The 20,557-nt window shown below is 66.0% G+C and carries 22 protein-coding genes; 12 read left to right on the plus strand and 10 right to left on the minus strand.

What is annotated here, in order from left to right:
- Positions 1–627 precede the first annotated feature (627 nt).
- The 3 genes from B9Y64_RS16275 (at position 628) to B9Y64_RS16285 (ending at position 2,812) form a co-directional block, all read left to right on the plus strand.
- On the plus strand, positions 628–1,359 hold the full coding sequence (locus B9Y64_RS16275; RefSeq protein ID WP_100441591.1) for a hypothetical protein: 732 nt from the start codon (positions 628–630) through the stop codon (positions 1,357–1,359).
- Between the two features lie 130 nt (positions 1,360–1,489).
- On the plus strand, positions 1,490–1,969 hold the full coding sequence (locus tag B9Y64_RS16280) for a tetratricopeptide repeat protein (RefSeq protein ID WP_100441592.1): 480 nt from the start codon (positions 1,490–1,492) through the stop codon (positions 1,967–1,969).
- Between the two features lie 60 nt (positions 1,970–2,029).
- Positions 2,030–2,812, plus strand: a complete 783-nt coding sequence (locus B9Y64_RS16285) for a 3-hydroxybutyrate dehydrogenase (RefSeq protein ID WP_100441593.1) — start codon at positions 2,030–2,032, stop codon at positions 2,810–2,812.
- Here B9Y64_RS16285 and B9Y64_RS16290 read toward each other — a convergent pair.
- The 8 genes from B9Y64_RS16290 to B9Y64_RS16325 all read right to left on the minus strand — a co-directional run bounded on the left by B9Y64_RS16290 (position 2,809) and on the right by B9Y64_RS16325 (position 8,611).
- A complete protein-coding gene (locus B9Y64_RS16290; protein WP_100441594.1) occupies positions 2,809–3,573 on the minus strand; it encodes a COG4705 family protein in 765 nt (254 codons plus the stop codon). The genes B9Y64_RS16285 and B9Y64_RS16290 overlap by 4 nt on opposite strands.
- 97 nt (positions 3,574–3,670) lie before the next feature.
- The gene (locus B9Y64_RS16295; protein ID WP_100441595.1) at positions 3,671–4,048 is read right to left on the minus strand and encodes a DUF4180 domain-containing protein; all 378 of its coding nucleotides are present in this window, start codon (positions 4,046–4,048) and stop codon (positions 3,671–3,673) included.
- Complete coding sequence (locus B9Y64_RS16300) at positions 4,041–4,907, minus strand: alpha/beta fold hydrolase (protein WP_100441596.1); 867 nt, start codon at positions 4,905–4,907, stop codon at positions 4,041–4,043. The genes B9Y64_RS16295 and B9Y64_RS16300 overlap by 8 nt, the downstream gene beginning before the upstream one ends.
- Entirely contained in the window at positions 4,904–5,323 is a 420-nt protein-coding gene (locus tag B9Y64_RS16305; RefSeq protein ID WP_100441597.1) for a helix-turn-helix domain-containing protein, read from the minus strand. Before B9Y64_RS16305 ends, B9Y64_RS16300 begins: the two co-directional genes overlap by 4 nt.
- A gap of 133 nt (positions 5,324–5,456) precedes the next feature.
- Entirely contained in the window at positions 5,457–5,915 is a 459-nt protein-coding gene (locus B9Y64_RS16310) for an SRPBCC family protein (protein ID WP_100441598.1), read from the minus strand.
- A gap of 2 nt (positions 5,916–5,917) precedes the next feature.
- Positions 5,918–6,232 (minus strand): ArsR/SmtB family transcription factor, encoded by a 315-nt coding sequence (locus B9Y64_RS16315; RefSeq protein ID WP_005416268.1) that lies wholly within the window; start codon positions 6,230–6,232, stop codon positions 5,918–5,920.
- A gap of 11 nt (positions 6,233–6,243) precedes the next feature.
- Entirely contained in the window at positions 6,244–6,699 is a 456-nt protein-coding gene (locus B9Y64_RS16320; RefSeq protein ID WP_100441599.1) for an SRPBCC family protein, read from the minus strand.
- Between the two features lie 112 nt (positions 6,700–6,811).
- A complete protein-coding gene (locus tag B9Y64_RS16325) occupies positions 6,812–8,611 on the minus strand; it encodes a DUF885 domain-containing protein (RefSeq protein WP_100441600.1) in 1,800 nt (599 codons plus the stop codon).
- 195 nt (positions 8,612–8,806) lie between these two features.
- Between B9Y64_RS16325 and B9Y64_RS16330 the strand changes: the two genes are divergently transcribed.
- Positions 8,807–9,331, plus strand: coding sequence for a GNAT family N-acetyltransferase (locus tag B9Y64_RS16330; protein WP_100441601.1), 525 nt, complete (start codon positions 8,807–8,809; stop codon positions 9,329–9,331).
- Positions 9,332–9,425: 94 nt separating this feature from the next.
- The gene (locus B9Y64_RS16335) at positions 9,426–11,195 is read left to right on the plus strand and encodes an oleate hydratase (RefSeq protein WP_100441602.1); all 1,770 of its coding nucleotides are present in this window, start codon (positions 9,426–9,428) and stop codon (positions 11,193–11,195) included.
- 48 nt (positions 11,196–11,243) lie between these two features.
- Here the strand turns inward: B9Y64_RS16335 and B9Y64_RS16340 are convergent, their stop codons facing one another.
- Complete coding sequence (locus tag B9Y64_RS16340) at positions 11,244–12,083, minus strand: oxidoreductase (RefSeq protein ID WP_100441603.1); 840 nt, start codon at positions 12,081–12,083, stop codon at positions 11,244–11,246.
- A 107-nt stretch (positions 12,084–12,190) separates the two neighbouring features.
- On the opposite strand from B9Y64_RS16340, the gene B9Y64_RS16345 reads away from it, so the two are divergent.
- The 3 genes from B9Y64_RS16345 (at position 12,191) to B9Y64_RS16355 (ending at position 14,454) form a co-directional block, all read left to right on the plus strand.
- Positions 12,191–13,135 (plus strand): AraC family transcriptional regulator, encoded by a 945-nt coding sequence (locus B9Y64_RS16345; RefSeq protein WP_100441759.1) that lies wholly within the window; start codon positions 12,191–12,193, stop codon positions 13,133–13,135.
- Between the two features lie 145 nt (positions 13,136–13,280).
- A complete protein-coding gene (locus B9Y64_RS16350; protein ID WP_100441604.1) occupies positions 13,281–13,868 on the plus strand; it encodes a TetR/AcrR family transcriptional regulator in 588 nt (195 codons plus the stop codon).
- 91 nt (positions 13,869–13,959) lie between these two features.
- A complete protein-coding gene (locus tag B9Y64_RS16355) occupies positions 13,960–14,454 on the plus strand; it encodes a hypothetical protein (protein ID WP_100441605.1) in 495 nt (164 codons plus the stop codon).
- Positions 14,455–14,488: 34 nt separating this feature from the next.
- On the opposite strand, the gene ftrA is transcribed toward B9Y64_RS16355, so the two are convergent.
- On the minus strand, positions 14,489–15,490 hold the full coding sequence (ftrA, locus tag B9Y64_RS16360) for a transcriptional regulator FtrA (RefSeq protein ID WP_100441606.1): 1,002 nt from the start codon (positions 15,488–15,490) through the stop codon (positions 14,489–14,491).
- A 339-nt stretch (positions 15,491–15,829) separates the two neighbouring features.
- On the opposite strand from ftrA, the gene B9Y64_RS16365 reads away from it, so the two are divergent.
- The 4 genes from B9Y64_RS16365 (at position 15,830) to B9Y64_RS16380 (ending at position 20,544) form a co-directional block, all read left to right on the plus strand.
- A complete protein-coding gene (locus B9Y64_RS16365; RefSeq protein ID WP_100441607.1) occupies positions 15,830–18,406 on the plus strand; it encodes a TonB-dependent receptor plug domain-containing protein in 2,577 nt (858 codons plus the stop codon).
- 45 nt (positions 18,407–18,451) lie between these two features.
- Positions 18,452–19,033, plus strand: coding sequence for an FMN reductase (gene msuE, locus B9Y64_RS16370; RefSeq protein WP_100441608.1), 582 nt, complete (start codon positions 18,452–18,454; stop codon positions 19,031–19,033).
- Between the two features lie 156 nt (positions 19,034–19,189).
- Positions 19,190–19,552 carry a DUF3088 family protein gene (locus B9Y64_RS16375; RefSeq protein WP_100441609.1) on the plus strand — a complete coding sequence of 121 codons (363 nt, stop codon included), beginning with the start codon at positions 19,190–19,192 and terminating at the stop codon, positions 19,550–19,552.
- Between the two features lie 14 nt (positions 19,553–19,566).
- On the plus strand, positions 19,567–20,544 hold the full coding sequence (locus B9Y64_RS16380) for an MsnO8 family LLM class oxidoreductase (RefSeq protein WP_100441610.1): 978 nt from the start codon (positions 19,567–19,569) through the stop codon (positions 20,542–20,544).
- Positions 20,545–20,557: the final 13 nt, after the last annotated feature.

The raw sequence follows: 20,557 nt of genomic DNA on the forward strand, positions 1-20,557 counted from the left end.
CCTCTCAAAAGTGGGCTTTCTTCTTCGTCCGTTCCCCAGCAGCGGGGTAATGCGCTTGGCGATTGCGACAAACATGGCGGCAATCACGATGCCGCCGGCGTCGGTCCGTGGCTGAAGGATGATGGCCTGCGACCCCCGCCCATGCGGAAAACCAGAGCGCCTTCTGAGTCCATCAGGCACTACTGAAACGGGGCAGTGCACCGCGCCGTAACCACACAATACGGGCCCACCAACCAAAATCGAAACCGAGATGGAACTCGCATCAGGAGGACGTCCACCGGCTGATGTCGCATTCCTGCACTGATGTACCGCTATTTGCAGGACGAACATATGCCGTTTGATGAGAGCATGCGCACGCTGCCTGACGGTCGCAAGCGCTGCGCCGAGAGGCGCGTGCATCAGATGCTGGGTCACGTAACGAGCTTGTACGGCATCGTGCCCGAGGTGGAATCGCACTGAAGGTCACCGGGTGCCCGTTGCGCTCGCAGGGCTATGGCCTGCCAGCGGCCTTAACTCGGCCGATCTCCAGCGTTTGATTGGGCTTGGCAGGGCTGCCATGGCACCATGACGGATCGGCTTCCTCCTTTGAGGTGGAGCCGGTTTTCCCAGGGAAGCCTCGAACACGACATGCGAACGTCCTTCTTCATTCTCTCCGCCCTGTGCCTTGGCCTGCTGTCTGGCTGTGCCAGTGGCCCGGAAGTGAACACCTCAAGCCGCGAAATCACCGGTGCGTTCGTGGCCGACGACGGCCAGCTGTACCTGCTGCCGCGCTTTGAGGAGCCGATGCGCTTCAATGCCGCACCGTTCCGCGAGTACCGGGCGCTGATGGACAGCCCGCTGCGCGAGGCGGTGGCCTGCGCGCAGATGTACTTCCACGAGGATTGGCGCGACCCGGCCAACAAGGCCAAGGTGCACGGCAGCTATGCGCTGCTGCTGCGGCCGGAGCAGGTGACGCCGGAACAGGCCGCGCAGTTCAGGCTGGAGCGGATTGAGGTGATTCCGCGCGAGGCAAAGTCTGTGGATGAGCGTGCGCGCTACTACCTGCCGCAGGATCGAACCCGTTACGCGCTGGCGTTTGATCGTGCCTGCAACCTGTCTACCAAGGGCGGCAGCTATTACAGCGTGCTGTTCGAGGGCGATGGCGAGCGAGTGAAGCTGCCGGATGCCGCTGCGCTGGCGGAGAAGGCGAAGCTGGCGCAGCCGATCAGTGCGCGGGCACAGCGGATCCAGCCGGAGGATGCGGACAAGCCGGGTGTTGGGACGGCCGCCGGGAAGGTGCTGGGTGCCGCGCTGATTCCCGTGGCCGTTCCGGTGTTTGTGTTGAGCCTGCCATTCCTGGGGCCGGATCATTGGAAGTGAAGGGGCGTTGAAGCCAGAGCATCCACGCATGGCGTGGATCTACTGAGACAGCGGGCTTCGATGTTGCCCGAGCATCCAGCGGTGCGCCACGGTGGTGAGCGTGCTCGCAAACAGGAAGGAACCCTGCGCCATGACTGACATGCCAACCCAACTCACGACCGACTTCGATGCGGTGCTCGACCGTGGCGACATTGCCGAGGCGCGGCGGCAGTTGGCCCCGCAGCTTGCACGCGGATGGGCCGAGGCGTTGTTTCTCTCTTCTTCGATTCCTGCAGGCGAGAGCGATGCAGAGGCCGAGGCGCACAGCGTGGCGACTCTCAGGCAGGCTGCAGAGAAAGGCTATATCCCCGCGATCTACGCGCTGGGGCTGCGTCTGCTGACGGGGGACGGTGTTGAACAGGACGTCGCGCGGGCGGCCGTGTACTTTGAGCGGGCCTCGCAGGCCGGCTATCCGTCGGCCATGTACGAATTCGGGCTGGCGCTGTTCCATGGCAAGGGTGTCGCCAGGGACGTGCCGCGTGCGGTGTACCTGATCCGCGCTTCGGCGCAGGGTGGGAATGAGTACGCCAGGGAGTTCCTGCTGGCGCATTCCCTGGACGTGGGCACGTAGGAGGTGGGGCGGCGGCCGGTGACGTTACACTGGCTGCCCATGCCCGATGGAAGCTCGCCCATGTTCAGTGGAAAGGTTGCGGTGGTCACCGGCTCCACCAGTGGTATCGGTCTTGGCATTGCCACGGCGCTGGCGCGGCAAGGTGCCGACATCGTGCTGAATGGATTCGGCGATACGGCGGAGATCGAACGTATTCGTGCCCAGCTGCAAGCCGAGTTCGGTGTGCGGGTGACGCACGATGGCGCCGATCTTTCGCGTGGCGAGGCGGTGCGCGGAATGATCGCCCACGCTGTTGAGAAGATGGGGCGCATCGACATCCTGGTGAACAATGCGGGCATCCAGCACACCGCGTCGATCGAGGAGTTTCCTGCCGACAAGTGGGATGCGATCCTGGCGCTGAATCTCTCGGCGGTGTTCCATGCAACGGCGGCGGCCTTGCCGCACATGAAGCAGCAGGGCGCCGGCCGCATCATCAACATCGCATCGGTGCACGGGCTGGTGGGCTCGGTGAACAAGTCGGCCTATGTCGCGGCCAAGCATGGCGTGGTGGGGTTCACCAAGGTGACCGCGCTGGAGAATGCGAGCGCAGGCATCACCGCCAATGCGATCTGCCCGGGGTGGGTGCGGACGGCGCTGGTCGAGCAGCAGATCACCGCGTTGGCCGGCCGCGAGGACACGGATCAGGAGACCGCTGCTCGCGCGCTGCTGGCTGAAAAACAGCCTTCGTTGCAGTTCGTGACGCCCGAGCAGCTGGGCGAGATGGTGGTGTTCCTGGCCTCGGACGCTGCCGCCCAGATCACCGGCACGGCGCTGCCGGTAGATGGGGGCTGGACCGCGCGCTAGCTGGCCGGCTGTGGCTTACGCTGCAGCATCGGCAACGCCACCAGCGTCACCAGAAGGGTGAACAGCACCAGCGACGAGCCCACCGTGCCGAAACCCAGGCCGCCCTTTTCCAGCGGTTTGGTGAGCAGGTCGCCGAAGGTCGCGCCGAACGGGCGGGTGAGCACGAAGGCGATCCAGAACAGGATGACCCGGTTGATGCCCTTGATGCGGCTGGCCAGTGCGGTGAGCGCGATGAGGCTGCCGATCAGCAGTGCGCCGCCGGTGAAGCCGAGCCCGGAATCGTCGGCGAGGAAATCACCCAGTGCGGTGCCGAGCGTGTTGGAGAACAGGACGGCGGTCCAGTAGAAGCCTTCGGCGCGGCGCGATTCGATGTTGCTGACCGAGATCGACTTTTCCGATACCCGCCAGGCCAGCAGCACCAGCGCCAGGCAGCCGGCCAGCAGGCTGGCGCCAGTGGCGTAGCCCAGGCCAAGCGTGCGGTCGAGCAGGTCGGACATGGTGGTGCCTGCGGTGCTGGTGGCCAGCACCACCGACCAGAACAGCACCGGGTGGAAGCGTCGTGCCGACAACTGCATGCCCAGCAGGCCGGCAAAGATGGTCAGCAGGATGGCCGAGCTGGCCACGTAGCCCAGGTTGAGTGTCATCGACAGCAGGTCGCCGGCGGTCTCGCCGAGGGTGGTGGCGGCGATCTTCATCACCCAGAAGCCGAGGGTGACCGCCGCTACTTTGCTATGCAGGGAATCTGCGTCTGAAGCACTCATCGAACGTCGCCTTGGGAGCCTGTGGGCGATGCTGTGGCGGGCCGCGTCGGAGTGCGGTCGGAACCGGGTTCGGGAAGGGTGAGCGTGGAGGTGGCGTTCAGCCGGCGCTGGCCTGGGTCGGCAGGCGTGCCAGCAGGGCGTCCCAGTCGGCCACGAAGCAGCCGTCGCGGCCGCGGTTGCACTCGGTGATCCACGCGTCAAGCGATGCGCTTTGCGCGCGGTAGGCGCTGACATCGCCCAGCGCGGCGAAGCGCAGGCGGTAGTTCACCAGCATCTGCAGCCAGTGCCCGGCGATTCCAGTACGCAGCTCGAAGAAGTCCGGTGACAGGCGCTGCACCGGCACGGCGATCCATTCGGCCTGGTGCCCGAGGGCATCGCCGACCCGATCACGCAGGCCGTTGGCATCGAGTGCGGGGCCCTGCGACCCGATGCGCAGGATGCGGATGGTGCCAATATGCTCGATGGAATCATTCATGCCGGACGTTCTGCAGTTGATGCAGCCTGGCGAGGATGTCTTCGCGCAGGCCAGGGATGTAGTGATAGGCGTCTGCCAACAGCGTGACGTCTGCCGCTGGGACGAGCCGCGTCATGCGTTCGGCGGCGGCGGGGGTGTCGATGAGGGCATCTCGCGCGCCCATGACAAGGGCCACCGGCGGATGCAGCGTGGCCAGCCGCTCGTCGCTGAAACGGGGAATGCGCAGCGGGCGTGGCCGCACCTGGGCGCGGATCAATGCCAGCAGGTCGAGCAGCGGCTGCGCCGGTGCAGGCGCCTGCAGTGGCGCGGGGCCCATGACCATGCGGCGCAGGCGCTCGCGGCCCCATCGGCCAAGCAGTAACAGCGGGAGCGCCTTGAGCAGGAATGCACGCTGGCGCCCGATGCCCGAGGGGCTGATCAGGACCAGTGCGTTGACCCGGGCCGGCCTTCGCAACGCGTAGTCCAGTGCCAGGAAGCCGCCAAACGACAGGCCCACGAACGCTGCCCTGTCGACGCCGAGTGCGTCGAGTACATCGTCCAGCCATTGCGCATGCGCATCGCTGTCCAGCGCAGGTTGCGTGCCGGCGCTGAGGCCGGGTTCGCCGATGATGTCGACGGCATGCACGCGATAGTGCTCGCTCCAATTTGCGGCATCGAACATCCAGCTGGCCGCATTGCTGAGGGTGCCATGCAGCAGGACCAGGGAAGGAGCCTGTTCCGGGCCGCAACTGACCACGAAGGTCGACCCTGCGCGGGTGGCGATATGCTGCGATTCATGTGGTACGGGCCAGTCCGAAAGCACCTGGTGGTAGGCGGCAAGTACCTGTTGCGTGGGAATGCCGGGGCGCTGCCGCTTCATGTGCTGCGGTCCTGCAGCAGACGCTGCAGGCTGACCAGCAGCGCGGTGGAATCCGCCAGGCCACCGATCACGATCAGCTTGAGCACATCATGCTCGGGCGAATAGATCGTCTCCATGCGCAGCGGTTCGTCGTCGGCCTCGCGGCGGGTGACACGCGCATGCAGGGCACGGACCAGCTCGGCGGCATGTGTCGCACCGCATCCGGGAACGTCGACCACCGTGGTGAGCTGCGGGCGCGGAGCCGAGGGCTCACGCACGGTGCCGGTGAACGCGTCGAGGTCTTCAGCGGTGATGCGATAGGACTTGCCGATGCGGGTCGCGCGCAGCTGGCCGCTACGGATATGCCGCAGGACGGTCTTGGGGTGCAGGCTGAGCTGTTGGGCAGCCTGCTCTACGGTCAGCAACGCCGGGGGCATATCGGAACTCCGGAATCATATGTTCCTTATTGTTCCATAATATCCACTTGAATGGAGTGATTGGGAGTTGTGGCGCGGTAGCGGCAGCGGGGATCTCGCCGATGCCGCTCGGGCCGGCCCGCCGCCCCGACGACTACGCCGGCTTCGCAAACACATCCAATCCCTTGCCCGTTTCCAGCAGCGACTTCAGGCTCGATAGCACGATCGGCCAGCCCTGGCGGATGCCGGTATCCATGCCGCTGCCCGGTTCCAGCTCGTCGTGGGTGACGGTCAGCCGCACCATGTCCTGATAGGGCACGATCTCGAAGGTGACCCTGCTGTAGGCCTCCGGGTTGTCGGCCTGCGAGGCGGCGGCCCAGGTGATGACCAGCCGCGAGGGCGGGGTGCTTTCCACCACTTTGCCGACCAGCTCGACCGAGCGCGTTTCGTTGGCACGCACATGCTGCCAGCGCGAGCCGGGCTTCCAGTCCGAGACGTTTTCGTGGCCCCAGTAACGACTGGCGATTTCGGGGCGGGTGATGGCCTCGAACACTTTCTGCGGCGTGGAGGCGATGTAGATCACGTGGATGAAGCGGGTGGTCTCTGCGGACATGGTCATTCTCCTTCCAGTTCTCGTTTTAGGTCATGCAGCAGGCTCAGGCGCTGCTGCTCGAACTTGCGTACCCAGCGCTCGTAGACTTCATGCAGCGGCACCGGGTTGATGAAGTGCAGCTTCTCGCGGCCACGACGCACGGTGCTGATCAGGTTGGCGTCTTCCAGCAGGCCCAGGTGCTGGGTGACTGATTGCCGGGCCATGTCCAGGTGCTCGCAGAGCTGGCCCAGGGTCTGGCCGTTGTCTTCGCAGAGCAGGTCGAGCAGGGTTCTGCGCGTGGGGTCGGCCAGGGCCTTGAACACCTTGTCTGCATTCATGCGGGGCGTCTTCAGTTCCAGTTGTCGATCCTGACGTCGTGCGGGTTGGGCTGGCCCTTGCCGGTTTCCAGCAGGGATTTCAGGCTCATCAGGAACACCGCCCACTTGGTGCTGCAGTGGGAGGTGAACTCGACGCGTTCCTTCCAGCCTTCGTGGGTGAACAGGACGATGCAGTAGTCGCCTTCCTGTTTCAGTGCGAAGCGTGCATGGGTGCCGATCCATTCGGCAGGGCCGGCCAGGAACTGCCAGAGCACGAGCTCGCCAGGAATGAACTGTTCCAGCTTCATTTCCATGGCGCCGATCTCCTGGCCGTTGTTCGTGAAGCGCGCCTTGACCGTGCCGCCGGCCTCACGGTCGCCGCTGGTGTCCTCGGCCCACCAGGCGGCAACCCCTTCGGGGGTGGCCAAGGCTTGATACACCTTGTTTGCGGAGGCCTTGATGCCGACCCGATGTGCGATATCCACCATTGCAGGTTCCTCGCGATGGGCGCGCAGGCGTCGCCCTTGAGTGGACTATATGCAGGTAAATACCTGCATGTCAAATCCGTTCCCCTGGTACGTGGACGGGGCCGAGGCAGGGCTATCTCTGCGCCGGCACAAACTGCTCGCGTACCGCTTTGGCCAGCAGGTCCGGCGGCAGCAGGCCCTGGTCGATGAGGAAGTTGTTGAATGCAAGGCGGTTGAACCGGCTGCCCAGCGCGATCTCGGTTTCCATGCGCAGCTCGAGAATGCGGCTGTAACCGTAGAAATAGGCGCCTGCCTGGCCCGGTGCGTTGAAGGTGTAGCGGTCGAGCTCCTGCTGGGTCATCGCCTCGGACAGGCCGACGTCGTCGCGCAGGATGCGTGCAGCGGCGGCCCGGTCGATCTGGCCCAGGTTGATCATCGGATCAAGCATGGCCCGTGCTGCGCGCATCAGGCGGAACTGCAGGGCGATGAACTGGCCGTCGAGGGGTTCGTACGGAACCATCTCCGCTTCGGTGTACAGCGCCCATCCCTCGATGTTGACGGAATTGAACGCGAACAGGGTGCGCGCCAGTGAGACACCACGCTCGATCATCGCGGTGAACTGCAGCTCGTGGCCCGGCCGTCCCTCGTGGGCGGACATCGTCCAGCGGGCGGCATCGAAGTTGAAGTCGTCGTAGTGCAGCGTATTGCCGTTGGCGGTGGCCAATGCGACCGGCAGGACAAACTGGCCCTGCTGCCCGGTGTTGCCGACCAGCGGCGCAGGCAGCAGATGCGGGGCCTGCACCACGGCTGATTCCGCCGGGGTGCCCAGGCGGACGATCATCGGCCGGTGCGGCAGGTCGACGATGCGCTGGGTGCGGATGATGGGTTCGATGACCCCGATGGCCTGCTGATAGCGCGCGACCAGCTGTTCGTCGGGGATGGCGTGTTTCTTCAGGGCGCGGACCACTGCAATGGGATCGTACGGATCGGCGACCTGCAATCCATGTTCCTTGACCACCCGGGGCGCCAGCTGCCGCATCGCTGCGCGTGTTTCCATGAACTCCACCTGCGCGCGCCGTACCAGCAGTTGCGGATCGATGTCGATGCCGATCTGCCGGAGCTGATTGGCATACAGCGCCGGTGGCAGGCGGGTGTCCGCGCGCGCTTCGGGCAGCACCGTGGTTCGCACCCACAGGCGGTAGTCCTGCAACTGTGCTTCCATCAACGCCAGGCTGGCTTCGGCGCCGGGCTGCGGGTAACGGGTGAACAGGGCGCGGATGCCGGTGATGTAGGTATCGACGTTGGCCAGCGCCTGCTCAATTTCTGCCTTGGAGGGGCGAAGCAACGCGCGATCAGTTGCGCGCTCGGCGTAGCGGGCCTTGGCCAGGCCGGTGAACGGTAGCGTTGCGCCGTCCTGCCCTACGTAGCGCTGCAGGCGTTGCAGCGCGAATGCGCGGCGTTCGGGCGTGGCCTGTTCGGAGAGCAGTGTGCGCAGGCCATTGAACATGATCTGCGGCGCATCGCGCCAGGGCAATGACAGTTGCTCGTTGAGCTGGCTGCTGGCAATGGCCTCGTCGGCGGCGCGGATCATGATGTCCAGGTCCTGACGGACGTTCGGGTCCTGTTCGTTGGCCTGCTGTGCTTTCAGTCTGTCGCGTGCCATCGCGCTGGCGGCGCGGAAGCGCGCAGGGAAGCCGGGCAGCAGGTCGGTGATGAGATGGTCGTAGCCGGGGATCCCCATGAACGACATGTCCTCGGGCCCAAACGGTGCCTGTGCATCGAGCAGGATCTGTGCGTACTGGTTGCTTCGGGTGACCCAGGCGGCCGACGACGTGCTGCTTGGCTGCACCTCGGCCGCGTGGATGGGAGCTGCGGCGAGGGTGCATGATGCCGGGAGGGAGAGCGCGATCACGAAAAGCAGGGAGCGGTTCATGGGGCATCCGTCGCGGGTGGTTCGCCGCAGGTTCGGCGGCGGTACTGACGGTGAACAGCGCTGGAAGTCACCTGGACTTCCGACTGCTTCAGTCCGGTACAGGTGGCCGCTGCCGCGGGGCGCTAGACTGCTTGAACCGGCCGACGACCCCGGCACTCCCGGGCTGGGGTTCGTGGAATGACAGGAGTGGAAGACATGGCTGAAGCAGGAAAGGACACCTTGAACATCCGCCGTGCCAGCGTGGCCGATGCGCCCGCGGTGCTGATGCTCTTCGACGAAGTCATCGCGTGGTTCGTGTCGATCGGCAATCTGCAGCAATGGGGCAGCGAGCCGTGGTCGACGATGCCGCGCCGGATCACCCAGGTGACCGAAGCGTGCGCGCTGCCGGATGCATGGGTGGCGCAGAACGAGCAGGGTGAAGTGCGTGCGTTCCTGGCGCTGGGCGAGTCGATGCCCTATGTGCCTGCGCCCACTGGGCCGGAACTGTATGTGCGGGTCGTGGTGGCCTCGCGTGATGTGCGCGTGCGCGGCATCGGCCGCCGCTTGATGGCGTTTGCCGACGAGCAGGCGCGCGCTGCCGGACTGGATCATCTGCGTGTGGATTGCTATGGCGGAGGCAGCGGCGACCTGGTGCGCTTCTATGAATCCTGCGGCTATGCGCGCATCGCGCCGTTCAATGTGGACGGCTGGCCGGGGATGCTGCTGGGGCGGCAGCTCTGACGCGGCTGCGTCATTCCGTCGCAGCCTGCGTGCAGGAAACGGTACATCGGTTCGGCGCTAGAGTAGGGAGAACCCCTCCAGGAAGGAGCAATGCATGTACTACAGCAGTGGCAACTACGAAGCCTTCGCGCGCCCGCGCAAGCCGGCGGGTGTCGATCGCAAGCGCGCATGGTTCGTTGGTTCGGGGCTGGCCTCGCTGGCCGGTGCGGCGTTCCTGGTGCGCGATGGTCGCATGGCCGGTGAGCGCATCACGATTCTTGAGCAGCAGCAGATTGCCGGCGGCGCGCTGGATGGCCTGGAAGTGCCGGAGAAGGGTTTCGTGATCCGCGGCGGGCGCGAGATGGAGGACCATTTCGAGTGCCTGTGGGACCTGTTCCGCTCGATTCCGTCGCTGGAGATTGACGATGCCAGCGTGCTGGACGAGTTCTACTGGTTGAACAAGGATGACCCGAACTATTCGCTGCAGCGCGCCACCATCCATCGCGGCGAGGATGCACATACCGACGGCCTGTTCACCCTGAGCGAGCAGGCGCAGAAGGACATCATCGCGCTGTTCCTGGCCACCCGGCAGGAGATGGAAAACAAGCGCATCAACGAGGTGCTGGGCCGCGACTTCCTGGACAGCAACTTCTGGCTGTACTGGCGCACCATGTTCGCGTTCGAGGAATGGCACTCGGCGCTGGAGATGAAACTGTACCTGCATCGCTTCATCCACCATATCGGTGGCCTGCCGGATTTCTCGGCGCTGAAGTTCACCAGGTACAACCAGTACGAATCGCTGGTGCTGCCCCTGGTGAAGTGGCTGCAGGACCAGGGTGTGGTGTTCCAGTACGGCACCGAGGTGACCGACGTCGACTTCGATCTGGCGGCGGGCCGCAAGCAGGCCACGCGCATCCACTGGACGCGCGAGGGCGTGGCGGGTGGCGTGGATCTGAGCGCGGATGACCTTGTTTTCATGACCATCGGTTCGCTGACCGAGAACTCGGACAACGGCGACCACCACACCGCTGCGCGCTTGAACGAAGGCCCGGCGCCGGCCTGGGACCTGTGGCGCCGCATCGCCGCCAAGGACGAGGCCTTTGGCCGCCCGGATGTATTCGGCGCGCATATACCGGAAACCAAGTGGGAATCGGCGACGGTGACCACGCTGGATGCACGCATTCCCGCCTACATCCAGAAGATCGCCAAGCGCGACCCGTTCAGTGGCAGGGTGGTGACCGGCGGCATCGTCAGCGTGCGCGACTCGCGCTGGCTGATGAGCTGGACGGTGAACCGGCAACCGCATTTCAAGAACCAGCCCAGGGACCAGATCGTGGTCTGGGTGTATTCGCTGTTCGTGGATACGCCGGGCGACTACGTGAAGAAGCCGATGCAGGAGTGCACCGGCGAGGAGATCACCCGCGAGTGGCTGTACCACCTGGGTGTGCCGGTGGAGGAGATCGATGAACTGGCCGCAACCGGCGCCAGGACGGTGCCGGTGATGATGCCGTACATCACCGCGTTCTTCATGCCGCGCCAGGCCGGCGACCGCCCGGACGTGGTGCCGGACGGGGCGGTGAACTTCGCCTTCATCGGCCAGTTCGCCGAATCGAAGCAGCGCGACTGCATCTTCACCACCGAATACTCGGTGCGCACGCCGATGGAAGCGGTATACACGCTGCTGGATATCGAACGCGGCGTGCCGGAGGTGTTCAATTCCACCTACGACGTGCGCTCGCTGCTGGCCGCGACCGGTCGCCTTCGCGATGGCAAGGAACTGGACATCCCCGGGCCGGCGTTCCTGCGCAACCTGCTGATGAGCAAGCTGGACAAGACCCAGATCGGTGGGCTGCTGCGCGAGTTCAAGCTGGTGCAGGAGGACTGAGCAGGAAGGAGGGAGGCAGCCGGCGAGGGCATCGGCTGCCTCAAGGTCTTACGCTACGCTGTCGGTCGAACGGCTCAGCTGTTCCCACGCGTCGATGCTGTTGGCCATCGATTCCAGTTTCGCGCGTACCAGCTGCAGCGCATCACTGCCCAGCAGCAGATGGCTGGGCGGTGCATCGCTGTCGATGATCTGCAGCATGGCCTGTGCGGCCTTCACTGGATCGCCCGGCTGGTGGCCGCTCTTTGCCTCGCGCGCGCTGCGGATGGGGTCGAACAGCGCGTCGTAGTCTTCAATGCTGCGCGGTGCCCGCACCATCGAGCGGCCCGCCCAGTCGGTGCGGAACGAGCCCGGGGCGACGGCGGTGACGTGGATGCCGAACGGCGCGACTTCCTTGCCGAGCACGTCGCTGATGCCTTCCAGTGCGAACTTGCTGCCGCAGTACCAGGCGATGCCGGGCATCGTGATGAAGCCGCCCATGGAGGTGATGTTGAGAATGTGGCCGCGGTGCCGCGCGCGCATGTGTGGCAGCACGGCCTTGATCATTGCAGCCGGCCCGAACACGTTCACTTCGAACTGCTGCCGCAGCTCGGCCAGCGTGGATTCTTCGAGGATGCCTTCGTGGCCGTAGCCGGCGTTGTTGACCAGCACGTCGATGGCGCCGACGTGGGTTTCGACATCGTCGATGAGTGCATCGATGGCGTCGGCATCGGTGACGTCCAGCAGGCGGCCGAAGGCGCGACCCGGCGCGAGGGCTTCAAAATCCTGGCGGGCGGTTGCGTTGCGCACGGTGCCGACCACGCGATGGCCGGCCAGCAGTGCCTGCTGGGCAAGGGCACGGCCGAAGCCGCTGCTGACGCCGGTGATGAGAAAGAGGCGGGATGCGGGCATGTGATGGACTCACGTTGGACAGGGTTTGCACGTTAGTGCTTGAGCATTCCCGGTCCCAGGCCTAGGATTCGCCCATTCTTGCCTATTCCTCTGGAGCGCCCGTGCCGGTGGTCGATTCCCTGCAACCGCAGGTGCAGGCACGCATGGTCGGCCTGCTGAAGACATTGGCGGTGCAGGAGGGCTATACGCTCACGCCGCTGCCGGGGGTACGGCTGCTGCGATCCGACCGCGCTTTGGCACGCACGCCGGTGTTGTATGACCCCGGCATCGTGATCGTCTGCCAGGGCGTGAAGCGCGGCTACCTCGGCGGGCAGGTCTACCAGTACGACGCGCAGCACTACCTGGCGGTGTCGGTGCCGGTGCCGTTCACGATGGAAACCGAAGCATCGGCAGACGCACCGCTGCTGGCGATCTACCTGCACCTGGACCTGCAGATGGCGGCGGACCTGCTGATTGAACTGGGTGAGCAACCGGGCATGAGCGAAGCGCCGGCGCAGAGCATGATGTCCAGCCCGATGCAGGCGCCGATGCAGGCCACGGTGCTGCGCCTGCTGGAGGCGCTGGCCGATCCGCTGGAGGCTGCGGTGCTCGGGCCGTCGCTGGTGCGTGAGCTGTATTTCCGCGTGCTGACCGGTGCACAGGGGGGCGCGATGCGCGAGGCGCTGGCCATGCGCGGGCGCTTCGGCAGCATCGGCAGGGTGCTGCGCACGATCCACGCGGCGTATGACACCGCGCTGGACGTGGCGCAGCTGGCCGCCGAGGCCGGTATGAGCGCGGCGACCTTCCACGACCACTTCCGCGCGATGACCGGTACGTCGCCGATGCAGTACGTGAAATCGACCCGGCTGCATCAGGCGCGGTTGCTGATGCTTCGGCAGGGGATGACGGCGGAGGCTGCGTCACTGGCGGTGGGGTATGCCAGCCCGTCCCAGTTCAACCGCGAGTTCAAGCGGTTGTTCGCGTTGCCACCGGCGGCCGAGGTCGCGCGGATGCGGCGGAGTTTCGCGCTGCCACCATCGCCAGCGGATGCGGTGTACGTGTCGTCGCATTGAGGGGCTGACGAGGATCGCCCTGTTTTTTCTGCAAGCCGGCCAGCGGCCGGCACTACCGGGGCGGCGGCAGGCGGCCGGCACTACCGGCGGGGGTGGTAGGGGTGGGGTATTGACTGGATGTCTACCTACTAGTAGGTTATGTCCAATGAAAGAGTCGCTCTCGCCCAAGGCCCAGGAGATCCTGGCCCATGCCCGCTCGTTGCTGGAAGCCGGTGGTTACAACGGTTTCAGCTACGCCGACGTGTCGGCGCGGGTGAACATCAGCAAGGCCAGCATCCATCACCATTTCCCCAGCAAGGCAGACTTGGTGCGCACCGTGGTTGAACTGTACCGGGCCGAGGCGCGCGAAGGCCTGGCCTTGCTGGACCGGCAGCTGGGCGACCCGCTGCAGGAGCTCAATGCCTATGTGGACTACTGGTCCAGCTGTATTGCAGGCGGCACGTCTTCGTTCTGCATCTGCGCGATGCTGGCCGCCGAGGCGCCGTTGATTCCGGCCGAAATCGCCGAGGAAGTGCGCGGCCATTTCGAGGACCTGAGCGGCTGGTTGGCGGTGACGCTGGAGAAGGGGGCGGCAATGGGCCAGCTGCAGTTGCAGGGCTCGGCGGCCGATGAAGCCAAGGCGTTCATGTCATCGGTGCACGGCGCCATGCTGGCCGCGCGTAGCTTCGGAGATGCGGCCACGTTCGCGACGCTGGCCCGGCTGGCCATCGCGCGGGTGAGCGTGACCGCCTGACGTGCGTGTGGTGGGCCGGCGGCGACGCGGGCCTTTTATTTGCATCAACAACCTACCTACTAGTAGGTATATTCCAGCAACGGAGATTCCCATGGCACATCCCCTTACCCTCCTCGGAGCGATCCACACCGCCATCAGCCTGGTGCCGATCCTGGCCGGGCTGCATGGCTTCATCCGCCACCGGGCGATCGATCCCGCCGCGCGCTCGGGCAAGGTCTATCTGATCGGCCTGGTGCTGTCGGTGGCGACCTCGTTCACTGTGTCCAGCACCGGCGGGCTCAACCCGGGCCACGCGTTCGGGGTAATCGTGCTGCTGGTGGCGTTCGGCGGCGTGCTGGTGGCACGACTGCGTTTCCTGGGACGGCTGGCGGCATACCTGTCGACCTTTGCGCTGTCTTTCAGCTTCCTGTTGTCGCTGGTGCCGGGGGTGAATGAAACACTGACGCGGTTGCCGGTGGCGCATCCGCTGGCGGCGGCGCCGATGGCACCGGTGGTGCTGCAGACATTGCTGGGATGCCTGGCCGTGTTCGTGGTCGGGTTTGCCGGGCAGTGCTGGCGGATCCATCGACGCGTCACGAAGCCGTGAGCCATGCCGCTGCGCGATTGCCGGTCCCGCAGAATCAGCAGCCAACCAACCTGTCGACACCGATGCCGCCCCTGTGCTGGCTGCGGTATTCGGTAGGGCTCGCATCGACCTGACCACGGAAGTGCCGGCGGAACGATTCCTGCGAACCGAATCCGGCCTGCTCGGCAATCCACTGCAGTGGCCGGTCCGTGGTTTCCAGCAGTTCACGGGCGAAGGCCACGCGCTCGCGGATCAGCCAGTCGATCGGCGACAGGCCGGTGGCTTCCAGGAACTGCCGCTGCAGCGTGCGCTGGCTGAGCGCGGCCTGCTCGGCGAGGCTGCCAAGTGAGTGTGGCTCGCGCAGGTTGCGGCGCATCCATTCCATCAGCTTTGCCAGCCGCGTGGGCTCGCCATGGGGAATGGCGCGGCTGACGCGCTGGCTGCGTTCGGCATCGCGCCACGGCGCCAGTACCAGCCGTTCGGCCACCAGGTTGGCCACGCGCGCGCCGTAATCCTTGCGCACCAGGTGCAGCATCATGTCCATGCCGGTGGCCGAGCCGGCCGAGGTGATGATGCTGCCGGTATCCACGTACAGCGCATCCTCGCGCACATCGATGCGCGGGAAGTCGCGCGCCAGTGCTTCGGTGAGCCGCCAGTGGGTGGTGGCCTGGCGGCCATCGAGCAGCCCGGCCCAGGCCAGCACGAACGCACCGGAGCAGATCGAGGCGATGCGCGCGCCGCGTGCATGGGCACGAATGAGTGCATCGAGCAGCGCCTGCGGCGGGCGCTCGCTGGGTTCGCGCCAACCAGGAATGACGATGGTGTCGGCGTCATCGACGCTGCTGAGATCGTAGGGGAGTTGGACCTGCGTGCCGCCAAGCATGCGCAGCGCACCGGGCTCAGCCGCGCACAGCTGGGTCCGGTACCAGGCCACGCCCAGTTCCGGCCGCACCGGTGCGAACAGGCCCACCGCGCAGCCGAATTCGAACAGCCCCTGGCCGTGGCAGGCAACGATGGCGACGAGCGGCGCGTTGGGATCGGCGGGTGGGCTGGGCATGGGTTGATGCTACGTGGGGCGGTGCGCGGCGCGGCGCACTGCGCAGGCATGAGGTGATGCCTGCGGGGTATATGCGGGGAGCTGTCCATCTCTGTAGAGCCGAGCCCACGCTCGGCTTGATGCTGGCAGAAGTGGAAGCACGTGATGCTATCGCGAAGTTCAGCCGAGCATGGGCTCGGCTCTACAGGGAGCAGCGCACCGGGACTGCTGCCTAACCTCATTACCAGCGGTCATGTGGGTGGCCGGATATGACGGTTGGGTGACGTGATCCCGCCTGTCGCGGCAGGTGAACAGGCCCTTGAATGGAAGCGTGTTTCCGGCCCACCCCCACGAGCCCCCATGCCTGCCGCCCACGCCCCTGTCCTGAGCACGCTTGCTGTCCTGATCGCCGCTGTTCTCGCCGCATCGCCCAGCCATGCGGCTGAAGCCGATGCAGACCCCACCACCACAGCGGCGGCGGCCAATGTGGCAGCGTCCACGCTGGACGCGGTGGTTGTTACCGGTTCGCGCACCAGCACGCGCACGGTGAAGAACAGCTCCACGCCCATCGATGTGATCTCCGCCGAGGACCTTGCCGCCACCGGGCAGGGCAATCTGCTGGAAGCCCTGCAGCGCAGCCTGCCGTCGCTGAGCCAGATCGGCGGCTACCAGAGCGATCAGGAGAGCCTGATCCGCGGCTACCAGCTGCGCAACCTGTCGCCGGGCTACACGCTGGTGCTGGTGAACGGCAAACGCCGCAATGCCAGCGCCTATGTGAGCGGAGCGAATGGCGGTGGCTTTCCCGGCCATGCCTGGGCCGACCTGGCGCTGATTCCTGTCTCGGCCATCGACCACGTGGAAGTACTGCGTGATGGCGCGTCGGCCATCTATGGTTCGGATGCGATCACCGGCGTGGTCAACGTGATCCTGAAATCGCAGGCGCACGGTGGCGATCTGTCGGTGGAGAGCGGGCAGAGCATTGATGGCGATGGCTCGCGTACCAGCGTACGCGCCAATGTCGGCCTGCCGTGGGGCGAGGATGGCTTCGTCAACCTGTCCGGCGAGACCACCCGCCAGCATCATGCGATCCGCACCCGGCGCTATATCGACGGCTACCTGAGCTATCCGGCGGTGGACGGCAGCGGCAACCGGGTGGGGCTGCGCCCGAACAACCGGCTGCCGGTGGGAGCGTTGCCGAACCCGGCCGAGGCCGATCGCGATGCCGAGGCCAACACCATCCTCAGCTCGCCGTCGTATGCGTTGAAGGCCTTCGCGGTGAATGTGGGCCATGGCCTTGGCGAAAGCGCGCAGTTCTACGCCAATGCCACCGCCAGCGATCGCACCGCGCAGGCGATCCAGAACTTCCGCCTGCCGGCCACCATCTTCACCACGTACAAGGCCCCCGGCGTGCTGAGCGTGTTTCCCGATGGCTTCCTGCCGGTGTTGGAAACCAAGGAGAAGCAGTACACCGGTACTGCAGGTGTGAAAGGCCAGCTGGCAGGCTGGGACTACGACGCCAGCCTGACCGGAAACCGCAGCACGGTACGCACCTACACCCGCAACTCGGTGAACTACTCGCTGCCGTACCCCGGTTCGCCCACCGACTTCTACGATGGCAAGCTGGATTACCAGCAGGGCATCGCCAACCTGGATCTGCGCCGCGGCTTCGAGGTGGCGGCCTTTGCCTCGCCGCTGGAAGTGAGCGCAGGTGCCGAGTACCAGCATGAACAGTACGAGCGTGGGGCGGGGCAGTGGGAGTCGTACACCGGCTTCGGTGCGGCGGCCTTCGTCGGCTACTCGACCGCCGACGCGGTGAAGGCGACCCGCAACAGCAAGGCGGTCTATGTGGGCGCGGCCACCAACGTCACCTCGCGCTGGTATCTGGATGCGGCCGCGCGTTGGGAAGACCACTCCGACTTCGGCAGTGTCTCCACCGGCCGCCTGACCACGCGCTTCGACTTCACCGACGCGCTGGGCGTACGCGCCACGGTCAGCAACGGTTTCCATGCGCCCAGCCTGGGCGCGCAGTTCTACCAGGCAACCGGCAGCTGCCCGTGCGGCACCACGCTGGTGGCGCAGGTGTCGTCGCCGGCGGCGATCGCGTTGGGTGCCACGGCGCTGAAGCCGGAAAAGGCCACCAACTACAGCCTTGGCGTGACCTGGGATCCGAGCCCGGCCTTCCATCTGGCCTTGGATGCGTATCAGATCGACATCCGCGGCCAGCTCGGCCAGTCCAGCCAGATCGGCTACAACGCGCAGGATCCGGCGCGCGTCACCGACAACAGCGGCACGGTGCTGAGTGCGGCGCAGAAGAACACCATCGATGCCCTGCTGGGTTCTGCCGGCATCAGCATCCTGCCGGGCGATGCGTTCTACGCCAGCTATTTCACCAACGTGGGCAACACCCGCACGCGCGGCGTCGAGCTGACCCTGGAAGCGAACCAGGACACTGCGTGGGGCAAGCTGCGCTGGAGCTACGCGGCCAACGTCGGCCGCACCACCATCCAGAAAGTGAGCGACATTCCGGCGGCGCTGCAGGGGCTGCCGAACATCAACCTGCTGACCAGGACCAGCGAGTACGCGCTGCGCTTCCGCACGCCCAGCTACACCCAGGTGGCCGGGCTGGGCTGGCAGAACGGGCGCTGGCGTTCGAATGTCGATTTCACGTACTACGGCCCGATCAAGCGCCTGAACAACGGCGTGGAGTACAAGCAGCCACCGGTGCTGGTGACCAACCTGTCCGGCGCGGTGGAACTGGGCGCTGGCTGGAGCGCGGCGCTGGGCATCAACAACGTGTTCGACAAGCGCACCCGCAAGGTGCCCGAGTACGCACGCAGTGCCACCGATGTGGCCAGCATCGAGACCACCTGGGACAGCGGTGACGTGCTGGGCAACGTAGGCGCGTACTGGTATGGGCGGGTCAGTTACCGGTTCTGAGGCGAAACGCCGTCGAGCACGCTCGACGCTACATGGGAGCATTTCATGTCTTCTGCATTGAAGGTGGTTGCATTGGTGGGGTCGCCGACCAGCTCGGCGACATCCCGTACGCTGCTGCTGGTGCGGCATCTGCTGGCATCGTTGCAGCAGCGGGTGCATGCCAGCGTGGACCTGGTGGAGCTGGCGCCGATTGCGCGCTCGCTGGGCCAGTCACTGTCGCGCGCGGAGGTGGAACCGGCGGTGGAACAGGTGCTGCAGACCATCGAGGCGGCCGAACTGCTGGTGGTGGCTGCGCCGGTGCACCGTGGATCGTATCCGGGGCTGTTCAAGCACCTGATCGACTTCATCGAGCTCGATGCGCTGGTGGATACGCCAGTGCTGCTGGCGGCGACCGGAGGCAGCGAGCGCCATGCGCTGGTCATCGATCACCAGTTGCGGCCGTTGTTCAGTTTCCTGCAGGCGCACACGCTGCCGATCGGGGTGTATGCCACCCCGGCCGACTTCGACGGCGAGCACATCAACAGTGCGGCGTTGCAGGCGCGCATCGCGCTGGCGAGCGAACGTGCGGCCGGGCACCTGGCTGCGCAGGGGCGGGCGACAGCGGCGCCGCTGCGACGTATTGCCTGACGCCATAACGGGCGGCGCTTTGCATATGGCCAAGCTGCATCTGCATGGCCGGATCTGACCGCCGATTGTCGCCAGGCATCGCTGCTTCGGCCGTCGGCATCTCTAGCATCGAAATCGAAGCGGCATCGCATTGCCGCCCCCGATGAGGACGACCCCGTGAGCCTGGACGCAACCGATAAACCCATCCTGTTCCTGCTCGACCGCGAGTTCGAGGACGGCCAGATTCCCGGTCAACGCTTCTTCTGCCGGCACAGCCTGTTACTGGAAGGCGCGCTGTCGAGCATCGACGGCCTTGATGCGCAGCTGGACGTACGTCGCATCGGTTTCGCACGGCCGCGCCGCGAGGTGATCGCCGAGATCGGCGAACAGGACCAGTCGCTGCCGAAGCTGGTGCTGCCGCAAGGCGTGCACAGCGAACTGGCCAGTGGCGCGCACCAGGACCGCCAGTACATCTCCGGTGCCGAGCCGATCCTGGCCGCACTGAACGGATTGCTGGGCATTCCCGTGGCCCACCCTTGAGCGAGGACGCGACCATGAGCTATCAGATCAGCGTGCTGGACAAGAGCCCGGTGGCCGAGGGCGCCTCGCCGGAACAGGCCCTGCGCAACAGCCTGCAGTTGGCGCAGCGCGCCGAGCAGCTGGGCTACCACCGTTACTGGTTTGCCGAACACCACGCGGCACCGGCCCTGGCCAGCCCCGCGCCGGAAGTGCTGGCGGCCTGGGTGCTGGCGCAGACCCGGCGCATCCGCATCGGCAGCGGTGGGGTGATGCTGCGCCACTACGCGCCATACAAGGTGGCGGAGAACTTCAACCTGCTGGCGGCGTTGGCGCCAGGGCGCGTGGATCTGGGCGTGGGCAAGGCGCCCGGCGGCCTGCCGGCGTCGACCGCCGCGCTGGCGGCAGGGCGCCCGGCGTTCGCCGACTTCGACCAGCAACTGCGCGATCTGGAGGGCTATCTGTCCGGTGCCGGCACCGAGGTGCAGGCGCGGCCGGTTCCGCAGCAGGCGCCGGAGCGCTTCCTGCTCGGTGCCAGCCCGCAGAGCGCGCGGCAGGCGGCCGAGCTGGGCTGGCGCTTTGTCTACGCCGCGCACTTCGATGGCGACCCGAAGCACATTGAGGCCGCATTCGACGCCTACCGCAGCGTCTCTGCACAGCCCCCGTTGCTGGCCACGGTGGCCTTTGCCGCACCGACCGCTGAAGCGGCGGCGCGCCATATCGGCGCACTGCGGGTCTACAAGCTGCACCTTGGCCCCGGGCAGGCGGTGAACCTGCCCAGCGCCGAGGCGGCGGCCGAGTACGCACGCCAGGTAGGCGTGGCCGATTTCCGCATCGAGGAGACACGCCCGAGCGTGTTGTCCGGTGATGCGCAGCATGTGCGCGGCGAACTGGACGCGCTGCATCGGCGTTTCGGCGTGGGCGAATTCATCCTCGATGCGCCGGTGGCCGACCTCGACGCACGCCTGACATCCCTTGAACTGCTGTCGCCCGCGCCGCGCGCGGCGGTGGCCTGACCTGCAGGAGCGA

The sequence above is a fragment of the Stenotrophomonas maltophilia genome (assembly GCF_002799245.1).
GTDB lineage: Bacteria > Pseudomonadota > Gammaproteobacteria > Xanthomonadales > Xanthomonadaceae > Stenotrophomonas > Stenotrophomonas maltophilia_S.

Bases quoted from the DNA above. Each gene is read 5' to 3' on its own strand.
- B9Y64_RS16350 (WP_100441604.1), top strand. From the start codon at position 13,281: ATGAAAGAGTCGCTCTCGCCCAAGGCCCAGGAGATCCTGGCCCATGCC.
- B9Y64_RS16365 (WP_100441607.1), top strand. From the start codon at position 15,830: ATGCCTGCCGCCCACGCCCCTGTCCTGAGCACGCTTGCTGTCCTGATC.
- msuE (WP_100441608.1), top strand. From the start codon at position 18,452: ATGTCTTCTGCATTGAAGGTGGTTGCATTGGTGGGGTCGCCGACCAGC.
- B9Y64_RS16330 (WP_100441601.1), top strand. From the start codon at position 8,807: ATGGCTGAAGCAGGAAAGGACACCTTGAACATCCGCCGTGCCAGCGTG.
- B9Y64_RS16300 (WP_100441596.1), bottom strand. From the start codon at position 4,907: ATGAAGCGGCAGCGCCCCGGCATTCCCACGCAACAGGTACTTGCCGCC.
- ftrA (WP_100441606.1), bottom strand. From the start codon at position 15,490: ATGCCCAGCCCACCCGCCGATCCCAACGCGCCGCTCGTCGCCATCGTT.
- B9Y64_RS16305 (WP_100441597.1), bottom strand. From the start codon at position 5,323: ATGCCCCCGGCGTTGCTGACCGTAGAGCAGGCTGCCCAACAGCTCAGC.
- B9Y64_RS16285 (WP_100441593.1), top strand. From the start codon at position 2,030: ATGTTCAGTGGAAAGGTTGCGGTGGTCACCGGCTCCACCAGTGGTATC.
- B9Y64_RS16320 (WP_100441599.1), bottom strand. From the start codon at position 6,699: ATGGTGGATATCGCACATCGGGTCGGCATCAAGGCCTCCGCAAACAAG.
- B9Y64_RS16290 (WP_100441594.1), bottom strand. From the start codon at position 3,573: ATGAGTGCTTCAGACGCAGATTCCCTGCATAGCAAAGTAGCGGCGGTC.
- B9Y64_RS16325 (WP_100441600.1), bottom strand. From the start codon at position 8,611: ATGAACCGCTCCCTGCTTTTCGTGATCGCGCTCTCCCTCCCGGCATCA.
- B9Y64_RS16355 (WP_100441605.1), top strand. From the start codon at position 13,960: ATGGCACATCCCCTTACCCTCCTCGGAGCGATCCACACCGCCATCAGC.
- B9Y64_RS16280 (WP_100441592.1), top strand. From the start codon at position 1,490: ATGACTGACATGCCAACCCAACTCACGACCGACTTCGATGCGGTGCTC.
- B9Y64_RS16295 (WP_100441595.1), bottom strand. From the start codon at position 4,048: ATGAATGATTCCATCGAGCATATTGGCACCATCCGCATCCTGCGCATC.
- B9Y64_RS16315 (WP_005416268.1), bottom strand. From the start codon at position 6,232: ATGAATGCAGACAAGGTGTTCAAGGCCCTGGCCGACCCCACGCGCAGA.
- B9Y64_RS16340 (WP_100441603.1), bottom strand. From the start codon at position 12,083: ATGCCCGCATCCCGCCTCTTTCTCATCACCGGCGTCAGCAGCGGCTTC.
- B9Y64_RS16380 (WP_100441610.1), top strand. From the start codon at position 19,567: ATGAGCTATCAGATCAGCGTGCTGGACAAGAGCCCGGTGGCCGAGGGC.
- B9Y64_RS16275 (WP_100441591.1), top strand. From the start codon at position 628: ATGCGAACGTCCTTCTTCATTCTCTCCGCCCTGTGCCTTGGCCTGCTG.
- B9Y64_RS16335 (WP_100441602.1), top strand. From the start codon at position 9,426: ATGTACTACAGCAGTGGCAACTACGAAGCCTTCGCGCGCCCGCGCAAG.
- B9Y64_RS16310 (WP_100441598.1), bottom strand. From the start codon at position 5,915: ATGTCCGCAGAGACCACCCGCTTCATCCACGTGATCTACATCGCCTCC.